Source organism: Shinella sp. GW821-FHT11G07 (genome assembly GCF_058808115.1).
In genome coordinates this window covers 61,197-77,852 of sequence record NZ_JBXARJ010000004.1, presented here as the reverse complement: position 1 = coordinate 77,852, position 16,656 = coordinate 61,197, and the positions used below count along the sequence as shown (strand labels likewise).

Sequence of the window (16,656 nt, the reverse complement as noted above, 5' to 3'; positions counted from 1 at the left end):
CGACCTTTGAAAGTGCGGCCTCTCATGACGTCAGAACCTTCCAACGCAGCCTCGACCTATATTTTCGCGCCCGCTGCCATTCCCACCCTGCCCATCAAGGGAAGCGACGCACTCTTCCCGGTGCATCGCATCTATTGCGTCGGCCGAAACTTCGCCGATCATGCCATCGAGATGGGTCATGATCCCGACAAGGAGCCGCCCTTCTTCTTCCAGAAGAACCCGGACACCCTGGTCCTGCCCGGCGAGGACTTTCCCTATCCCCCGGCAAGCACGGACGTGCATCATGAGGTCGAGCTGGTCGTCGCACTGAAGAGCGGCGGTAGCGACATTCCGGTCGAGCATGCGCTGGATTGCGTCTACGGCTACGCCGTCGGCCTCGACATGACGCGGCGCGATTTGCAGGCGGAAGCCAAGAAACATGGCCGGCCCTGGGAGGTCGCGAAAGCCTTCGAACAGTCCGCGCCTTGTGGCTTTATCCACCCCGCAGCCGGGACCGGTCACCTGAGCGAGGGCGCGATCCGGCTTACCGTCAATGGTGCGGTTCGCCAGAACGGCAACCTCAACCAGATGGTCTGGAAGGTGCCGGAGATGATTGCCTATCTCTCCCTTCTGTTCACGCTGCAACCGGGCGACCTCATTTTCGCCGGCACGCCGGCCGGAGTGGGTGCTATCGAAAAGGGCGATACGATGGTCGCGCATATCGATGGGCTCGATGAGATAACGTTTAACGTCGCCGGATAGATCTGACACGGCGCAGGCGGGCACCTATCCCTTTGGCGTATTCCTTCGTCTTTCGGCCTGCGCCAAAGGACGTAGGGGTGGCAAGAGGAGGAGACCTGATGCCCGTATCCGCCGATCTCATTATTATCAATGCGCGCGTCCTCACCATGGATGAGGCCAATCCGCGTGCCGAAGCCATTGCGCTTGCCGGCGGCCGGATCGCTGCCGTCGGCAGCGAGGGCGATATCCTTGCGCTTAAGGGCGAAGAAACCCGGATTATCGATGCGCGCGGCGCTTCGGTGCTGCCGGGCTTCATCGAAAGCCACATCCACATGTTCGGCGGCGCCGAGGAGCTGGGACACCTGCAGCTCGCCGGCATTGAAGGTTTCGAGGCGCTGAAGGCGAGCCTGCTTGCCCATGCCGCCGCCCATCCCGACGACGCGCTTTTGACCGGCCACGGCGCCGGTTACACAATGATTTCCGAAGACGAGCCGCTGACGCGACACCATATCGACCGCATCATCGCGGACCGACCGGTCGTGCTGGTCGGCGCCGATCATCACACCAGCTGGGCGAATACCAAGGCGCTCGACATGGCCGGCATCCTGCACGGCAAGACGGTCAATCCCGGCAACGAAGTGGTGATGGGACCGGATGGCCTTGCGACCGGCGAGCTGCGTGAATCCGAAGCCATGTCGCCCGTCCTGCATCTCGGCGGCCCGAACCGCACCCATCTCGGCATCGAGACCGGCGGCGAGCCCGACCCCGCGCCGAGTGCTGCGGAATGGGAGGCCGACAAGGCGATCATGCGCCGCGGCCTGGCCCATGCCGCCAAACACGGCATCACCTCGTTTCACAACATGGACGGCAATTTCTACCAGCTCCAGCTGATGGCGGCGCTGGAAGAGGATGGCACGATCACCGTGCGCGGCCAGGTGCCCTATCATTTCAAGAAGCCGATGACGCTCGCCGATCTCGAAAAGGCAAGCGAGATGGACCGGCGCTACCGCAGCGACTGGATTTCCTCCGGCATGGTCAAGGTGTTCATGGACGGCGTGCTGGAATCCGGCACCGCCTTCCTCGTCGAACCCTATGCGGATCGGCCGGATTGGTATGGCGAGCCCTATTTCAGCAACGAGGACTTCGCCGAACTCGCCACCGAGATCGACCGTCGCGGCCTGCAGATCGCGGTACACGCCATCGGCGACGGCGCCGTGCGGCGCGTGCTGAACGGCTATGAGGTCGCGCAGAAGGCCAATGGCACCCGCGACAGCCGCCATCGCATCGAGCATGTCGAGCTGATCACCGAAGAGGACATGCCACGCTTTGCTAAGCTCGGCGTCATCGCCTCCATGCAGCCGCCGCATCCGCCGGGCGGCATGTGCTTTCCGCTCGAACCGACCCTCTCGCGCATCGGCGAGAAGCGCCGTTATCTCGCCTATGCCTGGCGGCGCATCAAGGAAACGGGCGCAGCATTGGCCTTCTCCTCCGACTGGCCCGTCTCGCCGATCGACCCGATCGCCGGGATCCAGGCCGCCGTGACACGAACGGTCTGGCAGGAGGGCGATCCGGATCATTCCGTCAGCCTGCACGATGCCATCGCCGCCTATACGATCGGCAGCGCCTACGCGGAGTTTGCCGAAGATCGCAAGGGCATGCTGAAACCCGGCTACTTCGCCGACGTCGTCATCCTTGACGATGACATCGAGGCGGTCGAGCCGGAGCGTATCCGTGAGGTCCGTCCGAAGATGACGATCTGCGGCGGCCGGGTGACCTACGAGGCCTGAAGCTTTCATCCGTTCCAGATGAGGCGCAGCCATCAGGCAGCAAACATTCGCCGTCAGCTCTACGATCTGGATCGGCCTGCTGAACAAGGTCTGCCGGGCGCGCCTCGCAAGCGGCGCGCCCTTGCCGCCCGCACCAAAAACCCTTTCAATGCCTGCACCCATTTCAACCAGGTCTTTCCCATGAACCTTTCCGACTATGTCAGCCACGACGCCACCAGCCTTGCCCAGCTCGTCAAGCGCGGCGAGGTGACCGCCGCGGAACTTGCAGGCCTTGCCCGGCAGGCCTTCGAAAAGGTCGATCCGGCGATCAATGCCGTCGTTGAGTTTTATGACGATGCGGAAAGCGTGACCGGCCCGGTGGAGGGCGCCTTCAATGGCGTGCCGTTCCTGCGCAAGGACATCGGCGCGACGGAGGAAGGCCGCCTGCAGGAATGCGGCAGCCGGCTATTGAAGGGCAGTGTCAGCACCCACGACGCCTACTATACAAAGCGCGCCAAGGCGGCGGGCCTGCGCATCGTCGGCCGCAGTGCCGTGCCGGAACTGGCCTTCGCCGGCTTCACCGAAACCATTCTGGAAGGGATTACCCGCAATCCCTGGAATCTCGACGCCTCGGCCGGTGGCTCTTCTGGTGGTGCTGCGGCGGCGGTTGCCGCCGGCATCGTGCCGATCGCGCATGCCTCGGATGGTGGCGGCTCGATCCGCATTCCCGCCGGCTGGTGCGGCCTCGTCGGCCTCAATCCCTCGCGCGGCCGCGTTTCCGGCGGGCCGGACGGGCAGGATTCGCTGTTTGGCCTTGCGCGCGAATTCGTCGTCTGCCGCACGGTGCGCGACATGGCCGCCGCGCTCGACGTCTTTGCCGGCCCGGAGCCGGGCGATCCGTTCATCATCCGCCAACCAGAGCGGCCCTATCTCGACGAGCTGACCCAGCCGACCGGCAAGCTGCGCGTGGGCCTTGCCCGCACCGCCTGGGGCAGCGTGTCGATCGCCGAGGACGTGCTGGCGACACTCGATGCGACGGCCGCCCTGCTCGCGTCGATGGGCCACACGATCGAGGAGATCGCTCCGCCGGTGAATTCGCACGACATCATGATCGGCGTAATGGGTGGCTTCAATCTCGGCCTTGCCGAACTGCCGGCGCTTGCCGCCACCCTCGGCCGCCCGTTGGACGACACGACGCTGGAGCCTGTCATCCTCAAGCTGATGCACCAGACGCTTGCCATGTCACCGGCCGAGATAGTCACCATCTTCGAGACCATGCGCAAGATCCGCCACGATGTCGCAATGGCAACGGCGAGCTACGACATCCTGCTGACGCCGACGACACCGGTGACGGCGCCGGAACACGGCCGCTTCTCCACCACGCGCCCCGACCTTACGGCCACCGGCTTCGCCGAGGGCGACACCACCCTCTTCACCTTCCTCGGCACGTTCAACGCCACCGGCCAGCCCTCCGTCAGCCTGCCGCTCGGCCTCGACCGCAACCACATGCCGGTCGGCATCCAGATCGTCGGCCGCTTCGCCGACGAGGGGACACTGGTGCGCGTTGCCCGCGACCTCGAACAGGCGCGGCCCTGGAGCGCCATGCTGCCACCGGTGCATGCAGGACAATAACCTGCGACAGCACGCCACGCATGCCCCTCCCCGTTGTTTGATCAACGTCAAAGAAGGAGGGGCGTCGCGGGTCTACCCCTTGCGCATGAACGATTGACGTTCGTCAGCAAGGAGAACTTCCAGTGCGTATCATGGCAAAGAGCATCGTCGGTGCAGCAGCGGTCATTCTGGCGCTCGCGCTTCCCGCCGCAGCGGCAGATTTCGAGGTGCATATGCTCAACAAGGGTGCCGAAGGCGCGATGGTGTTCGAGCCGGCCTTCGTGAAGGTGGCGCCCGGCGACACGGTCACCTTCATCCCGACCGACAAGGGGCACAATGTCGAGACGATCAAGGGCATGATCCCCGACGGTGCGGAAGCCTTCAAGAGCAAGATGAACGAGAACTACAAGGTTACCTTCGACAAGCCGGGCGCCTATGGCGTCAAATGCACGCCGCATGTCGGTATGGGCATGGTGGGCGTGGTGGTCGTCGGCGATGCACCGGCCAATCTCGACGCCGTCAAGACCGGCAAGCTGCCGAAGAAGGCCCGCGAGCGCATGGACGGCGCGATCACGGCTCTCGGTCTCTAAAGGTCGGTTCTAAGTGGAGACGAAACCCGGAGTGGAGCGATCCGCTTCGGGTTTTTTCAGTCTGCCCATTCGGGATCGGTGGTGAAGGCGATCGTCAGCCAGCGATCCGGCCCTTCGTCGCCGATGGCGATGCCGATTTCGTCGCGAATATCGTCCCATTCCTGCAGCTTCCGCGGCGGAAAATCCTCAGGCACGATGAAAAAGAGCTCGATCTGCCGGCCACGGCCGACGCGGGCGACATAGGCCCGGTAGGAGAGAAAGCCGTGCCGCTCGACGATGGTTTTGGCGATCGCATCGACATGGCTTTTCAGGTCCCCGGGCGTGACGAGCAGGATATCGGCCAGCGCCTGCCGGATGGTGCCGGCGGGGATGGGGATGATGACAAGGCAGACGAGCGCCAGCGCCACCGGGTCGATATAGGGCGACAGCCATTCATGGGCCGTGCCCTGGATGAAATAGCCGATGACGAAGGCGACCAGCAGCGCACTCGTCAGGCCCGCGGACATCATCCAGGCCTTGGCGTCGAGCGCCACGAAATCCGACTGGAGGGTGCGGTTCGCGCGGGTGGCGATGATCGCCATGGCGACCGTCACGATGATCGTCAGCACGGCATAGATGATCGCCTGGTCGAAATCGAGCGGCCGGCCGCCGTCCATGATGCTGCCGATGGCGTTGATCAGCGCGTAGATCGCCGCACCGGTCAGAAGGATACCGTTGAGGCCCAGCACCATCGGCTCCAGATGCCAGAAGCCCATCGTGAAATGCTTGACGAGCCGGCCTTTGCCCCCGCCCGTCGCCGAGGATGCGATGAGGTTCGAGACGAGCAGGGCGAGCACGGTCATCGCCGCATCGGTCAGCGCATAGACGCCGTCGAAGACGATGGCGAAGGAGCCAGAGAGAATGCCGAACAGGATGCCGACGCCGGCGAGCACGATGGTGACGGCAATGGAGATGCGCAGAAGTCCCTGTTCCGTCCTCATGGATCGGCCCTTTCTCTCGTTCTGTGGCCCTTTCGGCTTATAGCCGGCCCCTCACATGAATTCCAACTTCTGAATGATAGGGATTTGCACATTTAATTTCCTAATGCGGCAGGCCACTGTTAATTTAAGACCACAACCAACGGGATCCGCATGCTGAAACTCGTCCTGCTCTCGGCCTGGCTCTTCCTGACCGCGCTCGCATCTCCCCTTCTTGCCACAGACAATGCCATGACCCTCGACCTGCACAAGGCTGCCGCAGCCGACGACGCCGTCGCCATCAAGGCGCTTCTGGCCAAAGGCGTGGCAATCGACGCGCGGGACGACAGCGGCGCGACGGCCCTGCTCGTCGCCACGCATGCCAACCGCGTGAACGCCGCCCGCGCGCTGATCGAGGCCGGCGCCGACGTCAACGCCAAGGACGCCATCAGCGACAGTCCCTATCTCTATGCCGGCGCACGCGGGCATCTCGACATTCTCAAGCTGACGCTTTCCCACGGCGCCGACCTCAAAAGCATCAACCGCTACGGCGGCACCGCCCTCATCCCGGCCTCTGAACGCGGCCATGTCGAGACGGTCGACACGCTGATCAAGGCCGGTATCGACGTCGATCATGTGAACCGGCTCGGCTGGACGGCGCTGCTGGAGGCGATCATCCTCGGCGACGGGGGAACGCGCCACATCCAGATCGTCGATCTCCTGATCAAGGCCGGGGCCAATGTCAATCTCGCGGACGACGACGGCGTGACGCCGCTCCAGCATGCGCGCGGCCGCGGCTTTGGCGAGATGGTCGCACTCCTGGAAAAAGCAGGCGCGAAGTGACGCCATTCACGAACAAGACGGAAGAGAAATCCGTCGGGAAACACCGGAAACACTCAAGACAAAGGGCCTGAGACGATGCAAAGAAGCTACTATTCCTCCCTCGGCGGCCACCCGCCGCAGAGCGACCTCCTGACCGGGCGCGCCGTCTTCACCGAGGCCTATGCGGTGATTCCGAAGGGAACCATGCAGGATATCGTCACGAGCTTCCTGCCCTTCTGGAACGACACGCGTTGCTGGGTCATTGCGCGTCCGCTTTCCGGCTTTGCCGAGACGTTTTCGCAGTACATCATGGAAGTGGCACCGGGCGGCGGCAGCGACAGGCCGGAGCAGGACCCGGACGCCGAGGGCGTGCTCTTCGTCGTCGATGGCGAGGTGGAACTGACCTTGCCGACCGGCAAGCACACGCTCGAGCCGGGCGGTTATGCGTTCCTGCCGCCGGGCCTGAAATGGTCACTGCACAATCGTTCGGGCGCTCATACCCGCTTCCACTGGATCCGCAAGGCCTACGAGGCGGTCGATGGACTTCCGCATCCGGAACCCCTGATCCTCAACGAAAAAGACATCAAGCCGTCGGAAATGCCCGGCACGAATGGCGGATGGGCGACGACACGCTTCGTCGATCCCAACGACCTTCGCCACGACATGCATGTGACGATCGTCACGCTGATGCCCGGCGCGGTCATTCCCTTTGCCGAAACCCATGTCATGGAACACGGCCTCTACGTGCTGCAGGGCAAGGCCGTCTACCGCCTCAACCAGGACTGGGTGGAAGTCGAGGCCGGCGATTTCATGTGGCTGCGCGCCTTCTGCCCGCAGGCCTGCTATGCCGGCGGCCCCGGCCCGTTCCGCTATCTGCTCTACAAGGACGTCAACCGCCACATGGCGCTGAAGCCTTTCGGTTCCCGCCGCTGAAAACCGCCTAGAAACCCGCGCCCGACCGGCGCGGGTTTTTCATGAGGGTAACGGCATCGCGTCCGGATAGGATCGCGGATCGAAGCGCAGATAGAGCAGCGCCGTCACCAGCACGCAGCCGAGATGCAGCGCCCAGCCGGCGGCAAAACCACCCGTCCAATCGTGCAGCACTGCCATCGCATAGGGGCCGATGGCAGCGATGAGAAAGCCGCCGCCCTGCATCAGCGCGGCAAGCGCGCCGGCCTGTTCCGGCCGCGGCAGGTGATCGAGCGCGGTGACGATGGCAAGCGCGAAACTGCCACCGAGGCCGGCACCGCAAAGGCCCGCCCAGACCGCCGGTGCCAGGCCGGGAAGGCCCGCAAGGCCGAAAAAGCCGATGGCCTGGAACGCAATGGTCAGCCACAGCCAGCGGCGGCGGTCGATGTTCCCGCGCGCTAAAATCGGGAGGCCCAGCGCCGCAACGGCCTGGCAGATCGCCATGATGGCGACGAGGCCGCTGCTGTCGGCGCTGTTCCAACCCTGCGCTTGGTAGTAGGGCGCAAGCCAGGCGATCATCGAGGTGTACCCGGCATTGATCAACCCGAAGGCGGCCATCAGCACCCAGGTGCGCGGCCGGCTGAGAAGCTGGCGCGTCAGCGTGCCGTCCGGCTTGCTCGACTGCACATCGGACAGGATGCGCCAGGCAGCAGCGAGCGCGATGACGACCGGCAGCGCCAGCCAGGCGAGTGCCGCCCGCCAGCCGAAACCGGCATGCACGAGCACCGGCATCAGTCGCGCGCCGAAGGCGCCGCCAGCCATGATCATCGCCGAATAGAGACCGGTGACGACAGGCACCTGGGTTGGGAAGCGTGCCTTGATGATGCCGGGAAAGGCCGCCTGGATGAAGGCGACGCCGATGCCGCAGAGCGCCGCCGTCAGGATCAGCGACACCCCGTCCATGGCGACGAGGCGAAGCGCCGAACCGAGCAGGAGAATGCAGAGTGCCATTAACAGCCCGCGCCGCGCGCCGAGCTTCACCTGAAGGCCGGGCGCAATGAACGCGCCGAGCCCCATCAGGAACATCGGCAGCAGGGTGAGCATCGCAATACCGCCATAGCCGAGGCCTGTATCCGCGACAATCTCGGCGAGGATCGGCGCCGGGGCGGCGAGAAAGGGACGCAGGTTGAGCCCGATCAGCACGACCAATGCCAGCATTGCCCAATCACGGTCAGCGCGCGCCTCAACGGTATCCATCAGAATTGACTCTCGTGCTGAAAATGCCTGTTCGCGGCAGGGTGGGGGCCTGCCGATCGTACCTATCGCTACCATCGGCTTGAATCATGCGCAAATTAGATGTTTAGATGCTGACTATTCTGATTTTCGATGGAGATGTCGTGCTCGACCCGCGCCTGCTTCGGGCCTTCGTGGCAATCGCCGATGCCGGGAGTTTCACGGCTGCCGCCGATCGCCTGCATATGACGCAATCGACCATGAGCCAGCAGATCGCCCGCCTCGAGGAGGCAATCGGGCGCGATCTGGTCGACCGTGCTGCGCGGCCGGTGCGCCTGACCGTGACGGGCGAACGCCTGCTCGGCCACGCCCGCCGCATCCTCGCCCTCCAGACCGAAGCGCTGACGCTGGTGGCGGAAACCTCCGGCACCACCTCCGTGCGCATCGGCATGCCGGATGACATCGCCACGCCCGAAATGGCCCGTGCCTTCGCCGCCTTCACCAAACGCCACAAGGAAGCACGCCTCGACGTCACCACCGGCCTGCGCGCCGACCTCAACCGCCGCTACCGCGCCGGCGAACTCGACATCGTGGTGTTGAAGGAGGACACGCCGAGCGCCGACAGCTGGGCGAGCTTCGAGGAACCGATCGCCTGGTTCACCGCAATGGATGCGGCGCCCGACCTGCCCGACCCGACGCCGCTCGTCACCTTTCCGCCCGGCGGGCTCTACCGTGATGCCATGTCCGAACGGCTGGAGCGCGAGCGGCGGCGATGGTACGTCGCCTTCACCTCCGCCAGCCTGCGCAACGTGCTGATGGCCGTCGAAGCCGGCCTCGGTCTCTCGCTGCTGCCGATCGACGCGACGAAGGGTTGGCGGATCAAGCAGCTTGCCGATTTCGGCACGGAACCGCCGGTCGTCGCCTCGCTCTATGCCTGGGAACGCAACGGCATCGTCGGGGAACTGGCAAGCGAGGTGCTCGACATCCTCAAACGGCATTTTGCCCGACCGGATCAGGCCTTGTAGAGATCCGCATAGGTCTCGCGCAGGACGTTCTTCTGCACCTTGCCCATCGTGTTGCGCGGCAGGTCGTCGACGAAGAGCACGCGCTTGGGCTGCTTGTAGCGCGCCAGCCGGTCCTTCAGCCCATCGAGCACGGCCTTCTCGTCCAGCGCAGAGCCCTTTGCCCGCACCACGACGGCCGTCACGCCCTCGCCGAAATCCGGGTGTGGCACGCCGATGACCGCACTTTCGATGACGCCCTGCATGCCGTCGATCTCGGTTTCCACTTCCTTTGGATAGATGTTGTAGCCGCCGGAAATGACGAGGTCCTTGCCGCGCCCGACGATGTGGACGTAGCCGCGCTCGTCGATCTTGCCGAGGTCACCGCTGATGAAGAAACCGTCCGTACGGAACTCTGCGGCGGTCTTCTCCGGCATGCGCCAATAGCCCTTGAAGACGTTCGGCCCCTTCACCTCGATCATGCCCGTCTCGCCATCCGGCACCGACGTGCCGGTTTCCGGGTGGGTGACCCGAAGCGCGACGCCGGGCAACGGAAACCCCACTGTGCCGGCGATCCGGTCGCCATCATAGGGGTTGGAGGTGTTCATGTTGGTCTCGGTCATGCCGTAGCGCTCGAGGATGGCATGACCGGTCTTTTCCGCAAAACTGCGGTGGGTTTCGGCAAGAAGCGGCGCTGAGCCGGAAACGAAGAGCCGCATCCCTGCCGTGGCCTCCCGTGTCAGGCCCAGGTGCTGCACGAGCCGGACATAGAAGGTCGGCACCCCCATCATCACGGTCGCGTTTTCCATCAGCCCGAGCGCCTGGTCGGCATCGAATTTCGACAGCAGATACATCGAGGCGCCGGAGAGCAGCGTCACGTTCGAGGCAACGAACAGACCATGCGTGTGGAAGATCGGCAGGGCGTGGATCAGCCGGTCGGCGCTGGTGAAGCGCCAATGGTCGCGCAGCGTCAGCGCATTGGAGAGCAGGTTGTCATGCGTCAGCATCGCGCCCTTGGAGCGCCCCGTCGTGCCGGACGTATAGAGGATTGCGGCCAGATCATCCGGGCCGCGATCCGCATCGGCAAAATCCCCCGCCTCGCCGCCTGCCCGCTGGAGAAGGCTGCCGCCACCGGTCGCATCCAGCGTCTCGACCACGCTGCCATGGGTTTGTGCGATCGCCGCGATACCCTTTTCGGATTTCGGATCGACGACCACCAGGCGCGGCTGCGCATCGCCGATGAAATAATCCAGTTCTGCCAGCGTATAGGCCGGGTTGAGCGGCAGATAGGCCGCGCCGGCACGCAGGCAGGCGAGATAGAGCATCAGCGCCTCGGGGCTTTTGTCCACCTGGACCGCCACCCGGTCGCCCGGCTGCACGCCCCGAGCACTGAGCGCGCCAGCCAACTGCCCGGAGAACCGGATCATATCGCCATAGGTCCAGCGTCGTCCCTCGGCCGTCTCGATGAAGACCGCCTCCGGCGTCGCAGCCGCGCGGATCGCGTCGAAAAGATGGTTGGCCATGGATGATCTCCTCTCCCGTTCGCCCGCACATTGTCACATCGCCGGGCGAGGATGCCAGAGGCAAAAAGCAGAAAGGAATCAGCGAAGCAGGCCCTGTCCACCGTCGATCCACAGGGGAGTGCCGGTAATGTGTCGCGCTTTGGAGGAGGCAAGGAACAGGATGACGTCGGCGACCTCGCTGGCCATGCCGGGCTTGCCGTGCGAAACCGGTATGTCGCCCTCCGGCCAAACGACGGGAATGCCGGTTTCGCTGGAACCCCGTTGCTCCGTGTTCTCGTCGATGCGGGTCTCGATTGCGCCGGGGCAGACCGCGTTGACGCGGATCCCGGCCTTGCCAAGCTCCAGCGCCAGTTGTTGCACCATCGCCACCTGTGCCGCCTTGGTGGCGGAATAGGCGGTGGCGCCCGGCGTCGTGAAGGTGCGCGTGCCATTGATCGAGGAGACGACGACGATGACGCCCTCCCCCGCCTTCTTAAGGTGCGGCACCGTCAGGTGAAGCGTCAGATACGTGCCGCGCAGGTTGACGGCAATCGTCTCGTCCCATTCCGCCGGTTTCAAATCGTCGATCGGCGCCCAGACGCCATTGATGCCCGCATTGGCAACGACAATGTCGAGACCGCCGAATGCACTGACGAGGTGTTCGACCGAACGGCGCATGGAAGCTTCGTCCGCCACATCCGCCGTGAGCGCGAGCCCAGCACCTCCAAGCTCGAGAATCTCCTTCGCAACGGCCTCGACCTCCAGCGTGGTGCGCCCCAGGGCGCCGACGCTCGCACCATGACGGGCGAAGGCCAGCGCCGTGGCCTTACCGATGCCGGAGCCCGCACCGGTGACGAGGACGACCTTTCCTGCAAACAGCATCGGCACCTCCATCCGTTACGGCTCGACAGGAATGCCCGACAGGCAAATCCGTTCCCGATTTCGCGGAACCAAGCGGAGGGCTTCGCGTTTGTTCAAGACACCAAGCCAGTTCGCAGGAGTTCGACGTGCGCCAGAAGAAGAAGCCGCTTGCCCGCAAACCCGCTGCCATCCCGAATGCCATACCCAGCGACACGCGCAAACGCCGTAACGCGTGGGAGCCGCAGGTGATCGTCCCGCACCAGGTTGACTTGCCGCTCAACCAGCCGAACAGGGACGAAGTGGTCGTGCCCGCAACGCCGAACGGCCGCAGCCTCGTCAACGGCCGGCTCTGAAGGGAGCGGCCAGATGCGTGTGAAGGACGTGATGTCCGCCCAGATCGTGACGGTCTCTCCCAACGACACCGCCCAGTCGGCCGCCCGGCTGATGCTCGAAACAGAAGTCGGCGCGCTGCCGGTCGAAGTGCCCGGCGTCGGCGCCATCGTCGGCATCATCACCGATCGTGACATCGTTGCATCGGTTCTGGCCCAGGGGCTCTCGACCTCGACGGCGATTGCCGAATTCATGACCGTGTCACCTGAAGTGTGTAACGAAGACGACGACACGGCGACGATCGCGGCCCGCATGCGTCATTTCGGCGTTCGCCGCCTCGTGGTGGTGAATGACGACCGGCGTGTCGTCGGCATCGTCAGCCTTGTCGACCTGCCGGCCGAAAAACCCGCGCAGGAGGGCGTGCAATGACGATCTTTGCGACTGACCGGCTGTGGGACGAGGCCGTCGTGCTTGAGGGCGACCAGCGGGTGCTTCATGTGCAGAGCACACGCGACGCCCTGCTCTGCCTGAAAAACCACTGGCCGATCGAAGATGGCCCTGCGGCGCTGACGGCAAAAAGTGTCTGCGAACAGGGGCTGACCAGCGACGACGACCCGGCCTTTGCCCGCCGGGCCTTCATCGAAGCGGCAAAGGAAGCCGATTTCCGTGTGAACTCGTGGACGGCGGCATAGACCGTCGCCACCTCGAAGGGACATCGCCGTGAACGAAGACCGCCAGGAATGGATCAGCAAACGCGCCTATGGCCTGTGGGAAGCGAATGGCCGCCCGCACGGCAAGGACCAGGAACATTGGGAACAGGCGGCGCGTGAACGTGCCGAACTCGAGAAGGTCGCCCTGCCGGAGCACCTCAGGAAAAGACGCAATTCGGATGAGGCCGACGATGCCACACGCGCGGCCGTCAACCTCGCCCGCGGTGCACGCTTCCGCAGGAAAGCAACACGGAGCCTTCCGTCCACAATTGAAACGAGCTAGCCAAGGCATTTCGCAAGCCTCCAAAGCCCCCGCTTTCACTACCCTATTTCTCTGGCATGTTCCTGCATGCCCGGCGACGGGCGTTTCGCCGACTTTCGAGGAAGCGCAACAGTCGCTCCTCCTCCGAGCGTAGCCCGGTTGCCTTCAGGGTCGGGCGGCGCAGTGCGAGCCGCAGGGTCTCAGGCGTTTCGGCAAGTGCGATGATGTCGGGATGGATGTAGCTCGACCGCGCGATAGCCGGCGTGTTGTGCAGAACGTCTGCCGCCGCCGTCGACATCCCCTTGATCGTTGGTCGATCGCCTGCCTCTATCGCGTGACGCGCCAGCGAAAAGGCGGCGAGGCTGCCGGCCCAGGTCCGGAATGTCTTGGCGGAAACGGCAATACCGGAAATATCGGCGAGATAGGTGTTGAGCCGGCCGGAATCGATCGGCCGCACCAGATCCGTCTCGTCTTTCCAGACGAAGAGCTGGCGCCCCGGCAGATCGGCACAGTCTTCAAGCAGCCGTTGGAGGCGCGGGTGTTTCAGCGTCCGGCGTACCCGCTTGCCGCCCTTGGCCGCGAAGCGGAGCTCTATATGCCCATCGGCCAGCGAAACGTGACGCTTCAACAGCGTCGTCGCGCCATAGGTGCCGTTCTCCTGCACATAGGCCCGATTGCCGACCCGCAACTGCGCCTCATCGAGCAGCACGGTGATCGCCGCCAACATCGTATCGACCGCGCCGGGCGTGCCGTCGAGATCCCGCCGCACCGCGCGCCGAAGCTTTGGCAGCGCCCGGCCGAAGGCGATGAGCTGATCGAACTTGTCACCGCTCTTCAGCGCCTGCCAATCCGGGTGATAGCGATATTGCTTGCGCCCGCGCGCATCGTAGCCCGTCGCCTGAAGATGGCCGTTGCCGTCGAGGCAGATCCAGACATTTTCATAGGCCGGCGGCAGGCCAAGGCCGGCGATGCGCGCCTTCAGCGCACCATCGCGCACGAGAGAGCCGTCCGGCAGGCGATAACAAAAACTGCGACCGGACCGCTGACGCCGGATTCCGGGCTCGCTGTCGGAGACATAAGTAAGACCGGTCGCTGTGAGGTTGTCCGGTGCCATGTCGGGCAGATCACCCCACCGCTTCAAAGACGGCGACGCTGGCGCCATAGACCGTGGCGGCGCCTTCGGCGGGATGTTGGGCGAAGGCATCATCCTCGGCCCCCGTATCGAGCACGCGCGTCCACGCCTTGATGCCGTTCGCCTCCGGAAGCTTCACCTGGCAATCGCCGCCGGCATTGACGACGATAAACAACTGGTCCGGCCCCTCGCCATTCGCCGGCTTCGACACGAAGAGGCCGAGCGCCTGCAGATTACCGTCTTCCCATGCACCGTCATCCATGAAGGCGCCATCGGGCTTGTACCAGGCGATGTCGATCGTGCCGTCCTCTGCCGGATCGCCCGTGAGGAACCGTTCCTGCCGCAGCGCCGGATGGGCTTTCCGGAAGGCGATCGCCCCCTTGCAGAAGGCGAGGAACGGATCGTCAAGACCGCTCCAGTCGGTCCAGCCGATCTCGTTGTCCTGGCAGTAAACATTGTTGTTGCCGTTCTGGCTGTTGCCGAGTTCGTCGCCACCGAGCAGCATGGGCACGCCTTGGCTCAGCATCAGCGTCGCAATCATGTTGCGCCGGCGGCGGGCACGGGCGGAGAGGATGTTCTGGTCCTCCGTCGGGCCCTCGGCCCCCATATTGTGCGAATGGTTGTCGGAATGGCCGTCGCGGTTGTCTTCGCCGTTCGCCTCGTTGTGCTTGCCGTCATAGGAGACGGTGTCCATCAGCGTGAAACCGTCATGGGCACTCAAGAGATTGATCGACGAGGTGGCGCCGCGGTCCGAATGGTTGAACTGCGGTGCAGAACCGGTCAGCCGAGCCGCAACATCCGACACGAGCCCGCCATCCCCTTTCCAGAAGCGCCGCACATCGTCACGGTACTTGTCGTTCCACTCGCGGAACGGATGCGGGAAACCGCCGACCTGATAGCCGCCGTCGCCCACATCCCAGGGCTCAGCAATCAGCTTAACACCGGACAGCATCGGGTCCTGCCGGATCGCGTCGAAGAACGTGCCGTCACGGTCGAACTCGATGTGCCGGGTGCGGCCAAGCGTGCTGGCAAGGTCGAAGCGGAAGCCATCGACATGCATGACGCCGACCCAGTAGCGCAGGCTGTCGAGCACCATGCGCAACACCATGGGATGGGCGATGTTGACGGTGTTGCCGGTACCGGTCGTGTCGTAGCTGTGGCGCAGGTCGTCCGGCGACAGGCGGTAGTAGCTCAGATTATCGAGGCCGCGGAAACTCAGCGTCGGTCCGCGCTCCGAGCCCTCGGCGGTGTGGTTGTAGACGACGTCCATGATCACCTCGATGCCGGCGGCATGGAAGCGTTTGACCATGGTCTTGAATTCGGTGACGGCGCGGCCGGAGAGGAACCGCGGCTGCGGCGCGAAGAAGCCGAGCGTCTGATAACCCCAATAGTTGCGCAGGCCCTTTTCCAGCAGGTAACGATCATCCGGGAAGTACTGGATAGGCAGGAGTTCGATGGCGGAAATACCGAGATCGATGAGATGCTCGATGATCGGATCGCTCGCCATGCCCATGAAGGTGCCGCGCAACTCTTCCGGCACGCCGGGATGGGTCATCGTCATGCCACGCACATGCGCCTCATAGATGATCGTCTCGGTCCATTGCCGGCGGATCGCCGCATCGCCCGCCCAGTCGAAGTCCGGATCCTGCACCACGCCCTTCACCATGAAGGGCGCGCTGTCACGCTCATCAAAGGACAGGTCTTCCGCCGGGTCACCGATGCGGTAGCCATAGAGCGCGTCGTCCCACTGGATTTCGCCGAGGATCTGCTTGGCATAGGGGTCGAGCAGCAGCTTGTTCGGGTTGAAGCGGTGGCCGGCCTTCGGTTCATAGGGGCCGTGGGCGCGGTAGCCGTAGATCGTGCCGGGCTTCAGGCCGGCAATGTAGCCGGACCAGATGTCGCCTTCGCGCTTAGGCAGCGGCAGGCGGGCGGTCTCTTCCTTGCCGTCCTCACTGAAGAGACACAGTTCCATCTGCTCCGCATGGGCGGAAAAGACCGCGAAATGCGTGCCCTCCCCGGTGAATTCGGCGCCAAGCTCCGGCTTCATGAAATCGAGTTCGGAAAACGAATAGCTCATGCGGTCTGTCCCCTTCGGTCGAGCAACGCGCCGTCGGAACGAGGGCCGTCATCGCCATCGCTTCATCGCGCCGGTACGACGAACCTTCGTCGAAAGAACGGGAGGCATCTTTATCGCGGCCCGAGAAAGCGATGGTGCAACGCGAAAAGAACCGGATTGTTCCGGAACTTTTTT

Annotated in this window: 17 protein-coding genes; 11 read left to right on the top strand and 6 right to left on the bottom strand. The window is 64.2% G+C overall.

Annotated features, from left to right (window positions below):
- The first annotated feature begins 24 nt into the window (after nt 1-24).
- From AC1RT2_RS09390 to AC1RT2_RS09375, 4 genes are all read left to right on the top strand, one after another.
- Nucleotides 25-741, top strand: coding sequence for a fumarylacetoacetate hydrolase family protein (locus tag AC1RT2_RS09390; protein ID WP_493101385.1), 717 nt, complete (start codon nt 25-27; stop codon nt 739-741).
- Nucleotides 742-839: 98 nt separating this feature from the next.
- Nucleotides 840-2,507 (top strand): amidohydrolase, encoded by a 1,668-nt coding sequence (locus AC1RT2_RS09385; RefSeq protein WP_493101383.1) that lies wholly within the window; start codon nt 840-842, stop codon nt 2,505-2,507.
- Nucleotides 2,508-2,687: 180 nt separating this feature from the next.
- Nucleotides 2,688-4,118 (top strand): amidase, encoded by a 1,431-nt coding sequence (locus tag AC1RT2_RS09380; protein WP_493101381.1) that lies wholly within the window; start codon nt 2,688-2,690, stop codon nt 4,116-4,118.
- Between the two features lie 122 nt (nt 4,119-4,240).
- On the top strand, nt 4,241-4,687 hold the full coding sequence (locus tag AC1RT2_RS09375; protein ID WP_444799009.1) for a pseudoazurin: 447 nt from the start codon (nt 4,241-4,243) through the stop codon (nt 4,685-4,687).
- A gap of 56 nt (nt 4,688-4,743) precedes the next feature.
- On the opposite strand, the gene AC1RT2_RS09370 is transcribed toward AC1RT2_RS09375, so the two are convergent.
- Nucleotides 4,744-5,667 (bottom strand): cation diffusion facilitator family transporter, encoded by a 924-nt coding sequence (locus AC1RT2_RS09370; protein ID WP_493101378.1) that lies wholly within the window; start codon nt 5,665-5,667, stop codon nt 4,744-4,746.
- Between the two features lie 228 nt (nt 5,668-5,895).
- Between AC1RT2_RS09370 and AC1RT2_RS09365 the strand changes: the two genes are divergently transcribed.
- Both AC1RT2_RS09365 and AC1RT2_RS09360 read left to right on the top strand, forming a co-directional pair.
- Nucleotides 5,896-6,486 carry an ankyrin repeat domain-containing protein gene (locus tag AC1RT2_RS09365; RefSeq protein WP_493101814.1) on the top strand — a complete coding sequence of 197 codons (591 nt, stop codon included), beginning with the start codon at nt 5,896-5,898 and terminating at the stop codon, nt 6,484-6,486.
- Nucleotides 6,487-6,561: 75 nt separating this feature from the next.
- Nucleotides 6,562-7,398 carry a bifunctional allantoicase/(S)-ureidoglycine aminohydrolase gene (locus AC1RT2_RS09360; protein ID WP_069060963.1) on the top strand — a complete coding sequence of 279 codons (837 nt, stop codon included), beginning with the start codon at nt 6,562-6,564 and terminating at the stop codon, nt 7,396-7,398.
- Nucleotides 7,399-7,437: 39 nt separating this feature from the next.
- Here AC1RT2_RS09360 and AC1RT2_RS09355 read toward each other — a convergent pair whose 3' ends face one another.
- Nucleotides 7,438-8,631 carry a cyanate transporter gene (locus AC1RT2_RS09355; RefSeq protein ID WP_493101376.1) on the bottom strand — a complete coding sequence of 398 codons (1,194 nt, stop codon included), beginning with the start codon at nt 8,629-8,631 and terminating at the stop codon, nt 7,438-7,440.
- A gap of 107 nt (nt 8,632-8,738) precedes the next feature.
- On the opposite strand from AC1RT2_RS09355, the gene AC1RT2_RS09350 reads away from it, so the two are divergent.
- Entirely contained in the window at nt 8,739-9,632 is an 894-nt protein-coding gene (locus AC1RT2_RS09350; protein ID WP_493101374.1) for a LysR family transcriptional regulator, read from the top strand.
- Here AC1RT2_RS09350 and AC1RT2_RS09345 read toward each other — a convergent pair.
- Nucleotides 9,620-11,131 (bottom strand): malonate--CoA ligase, encoded by a 1,512-nt coding sequence (locus AC1RT2_RS09345; RefSeq protein WP_493101372.1) that lies wholly within the window; start codon nt 11,129-11,131, stop codon nt 9,620-9,622. The two genes, AC1RT2_RS09350 and AC1RT2_RS09345, sit on opposite strands and share 13 nt — an antisense overlap.
- 78 nt (nt 11,132-11,209) lie before the next feature.
- A complete protein-coding gene (locus tag AC1RT2_RS09340) occupies nt 11,210-11,992 on the bottom strand; it encodes an SDR family oxidoreductase (protein WP_493101370.1) in 783 nt (260 codons plus the stop codon).
- A 125-nt stretch (nt 11,993-12,117) separates the two neighbouring features.
- Here AC1RT2_RS09340 and AC1RT2_RS09335 point away from each other — a divergent pair, with 125 nt between their 5' ends.
- From AC1RT2_RS09335 to AC1RT2_RS09320, 4 genes are read left to right on the top strand one after another with little or no spacing between them, the layout of a single operon-like run.
- Nucleotides 12,118-12,324 (top strand): hypothetical protein, encoded by a 207-nt coding sequence (locus AC1RT2_RS09335; protein ID WP_493101368.1) that lies wholly within the window; start codon nt 12,118-12,120, stop codon nt 12,322-12,324.
- A gap of 13 nt (nt 12,325-12,337) precedes the next feature.
- Nucleotides 12,338-12,730 carry a CBS domain-containing protein gene (locus AC1RT2_RS09330; protein WP_493101367.1) on the top strand — a complete coding sequence of 131 codons (393 nt, stop codon included), beginning with the start codon at nt 12,338-12,340 and terminating at the stop codon, nt 12,728-12,730.
- 2 nt (nt 12,731-12,732) lie between these two features.
- Nucleotides 12,733-12,993 carry a DUF982 domain-containing protein gene (locus tag AC1RT2_RS09325; RefSeq protein ID WP_150130062.1) on the top strand — a complete coding sequence of 87 codons (261 nt, stop codon included), beginning with the start codon at nt 12,733-12,735 and terminating at the stop codon, nt 12,991-12,993.
- Between the two features lie 28 nt (nt 12,994-13,021).
- Complete coding sequence (locus AC1RT2_RS09320; protein ID WP_493101365.1) at nt 13,022-13,294, top strand: DUF2934 domain-containing protein; 273 nt, start codon at nt 13,022-13,024, stop codon at nt 13,292-13,294.
- 43 nt (nt 13,295-13,337) lie between these two features.
- Here AC1RT2_RS09320 and AC1RT2_RS09315 read toward each other — a convergent pair whose 3' ends face one another.
- Both AC1RT2_RS09315 and glgX read right to left on the bottom strand, forming a co-directional pair.
- On the bottom strand, nt 13,338-14,387 hold the full coding sequence (locus AC1RT2_RS09315) for a DNA topoisomerase IB (RefSeq protein WP_493101363.1): 1,050 nt from the start codon (nt 14,385-14,387) through the stop codon (nt 13,338-13,340).
- A 10-nt stretch (nt 14,388-14,397) separates the two neighbouring features.
- Nucleotides 14,398-16,482 (bottom strand): glycogen debranching protein GlgX, encoded by a 2,085-nt coding sequence (gene glgX / locus AC1RT2_RS09310; RefSeq protein WP_493101361.1) that lies wholly within the window; start codon nt 16,480-16,482, stop codon nt 14,398-14,400.
- Nucleotides 16,483-16,656 lie beyond the last annotated feature (174 nt).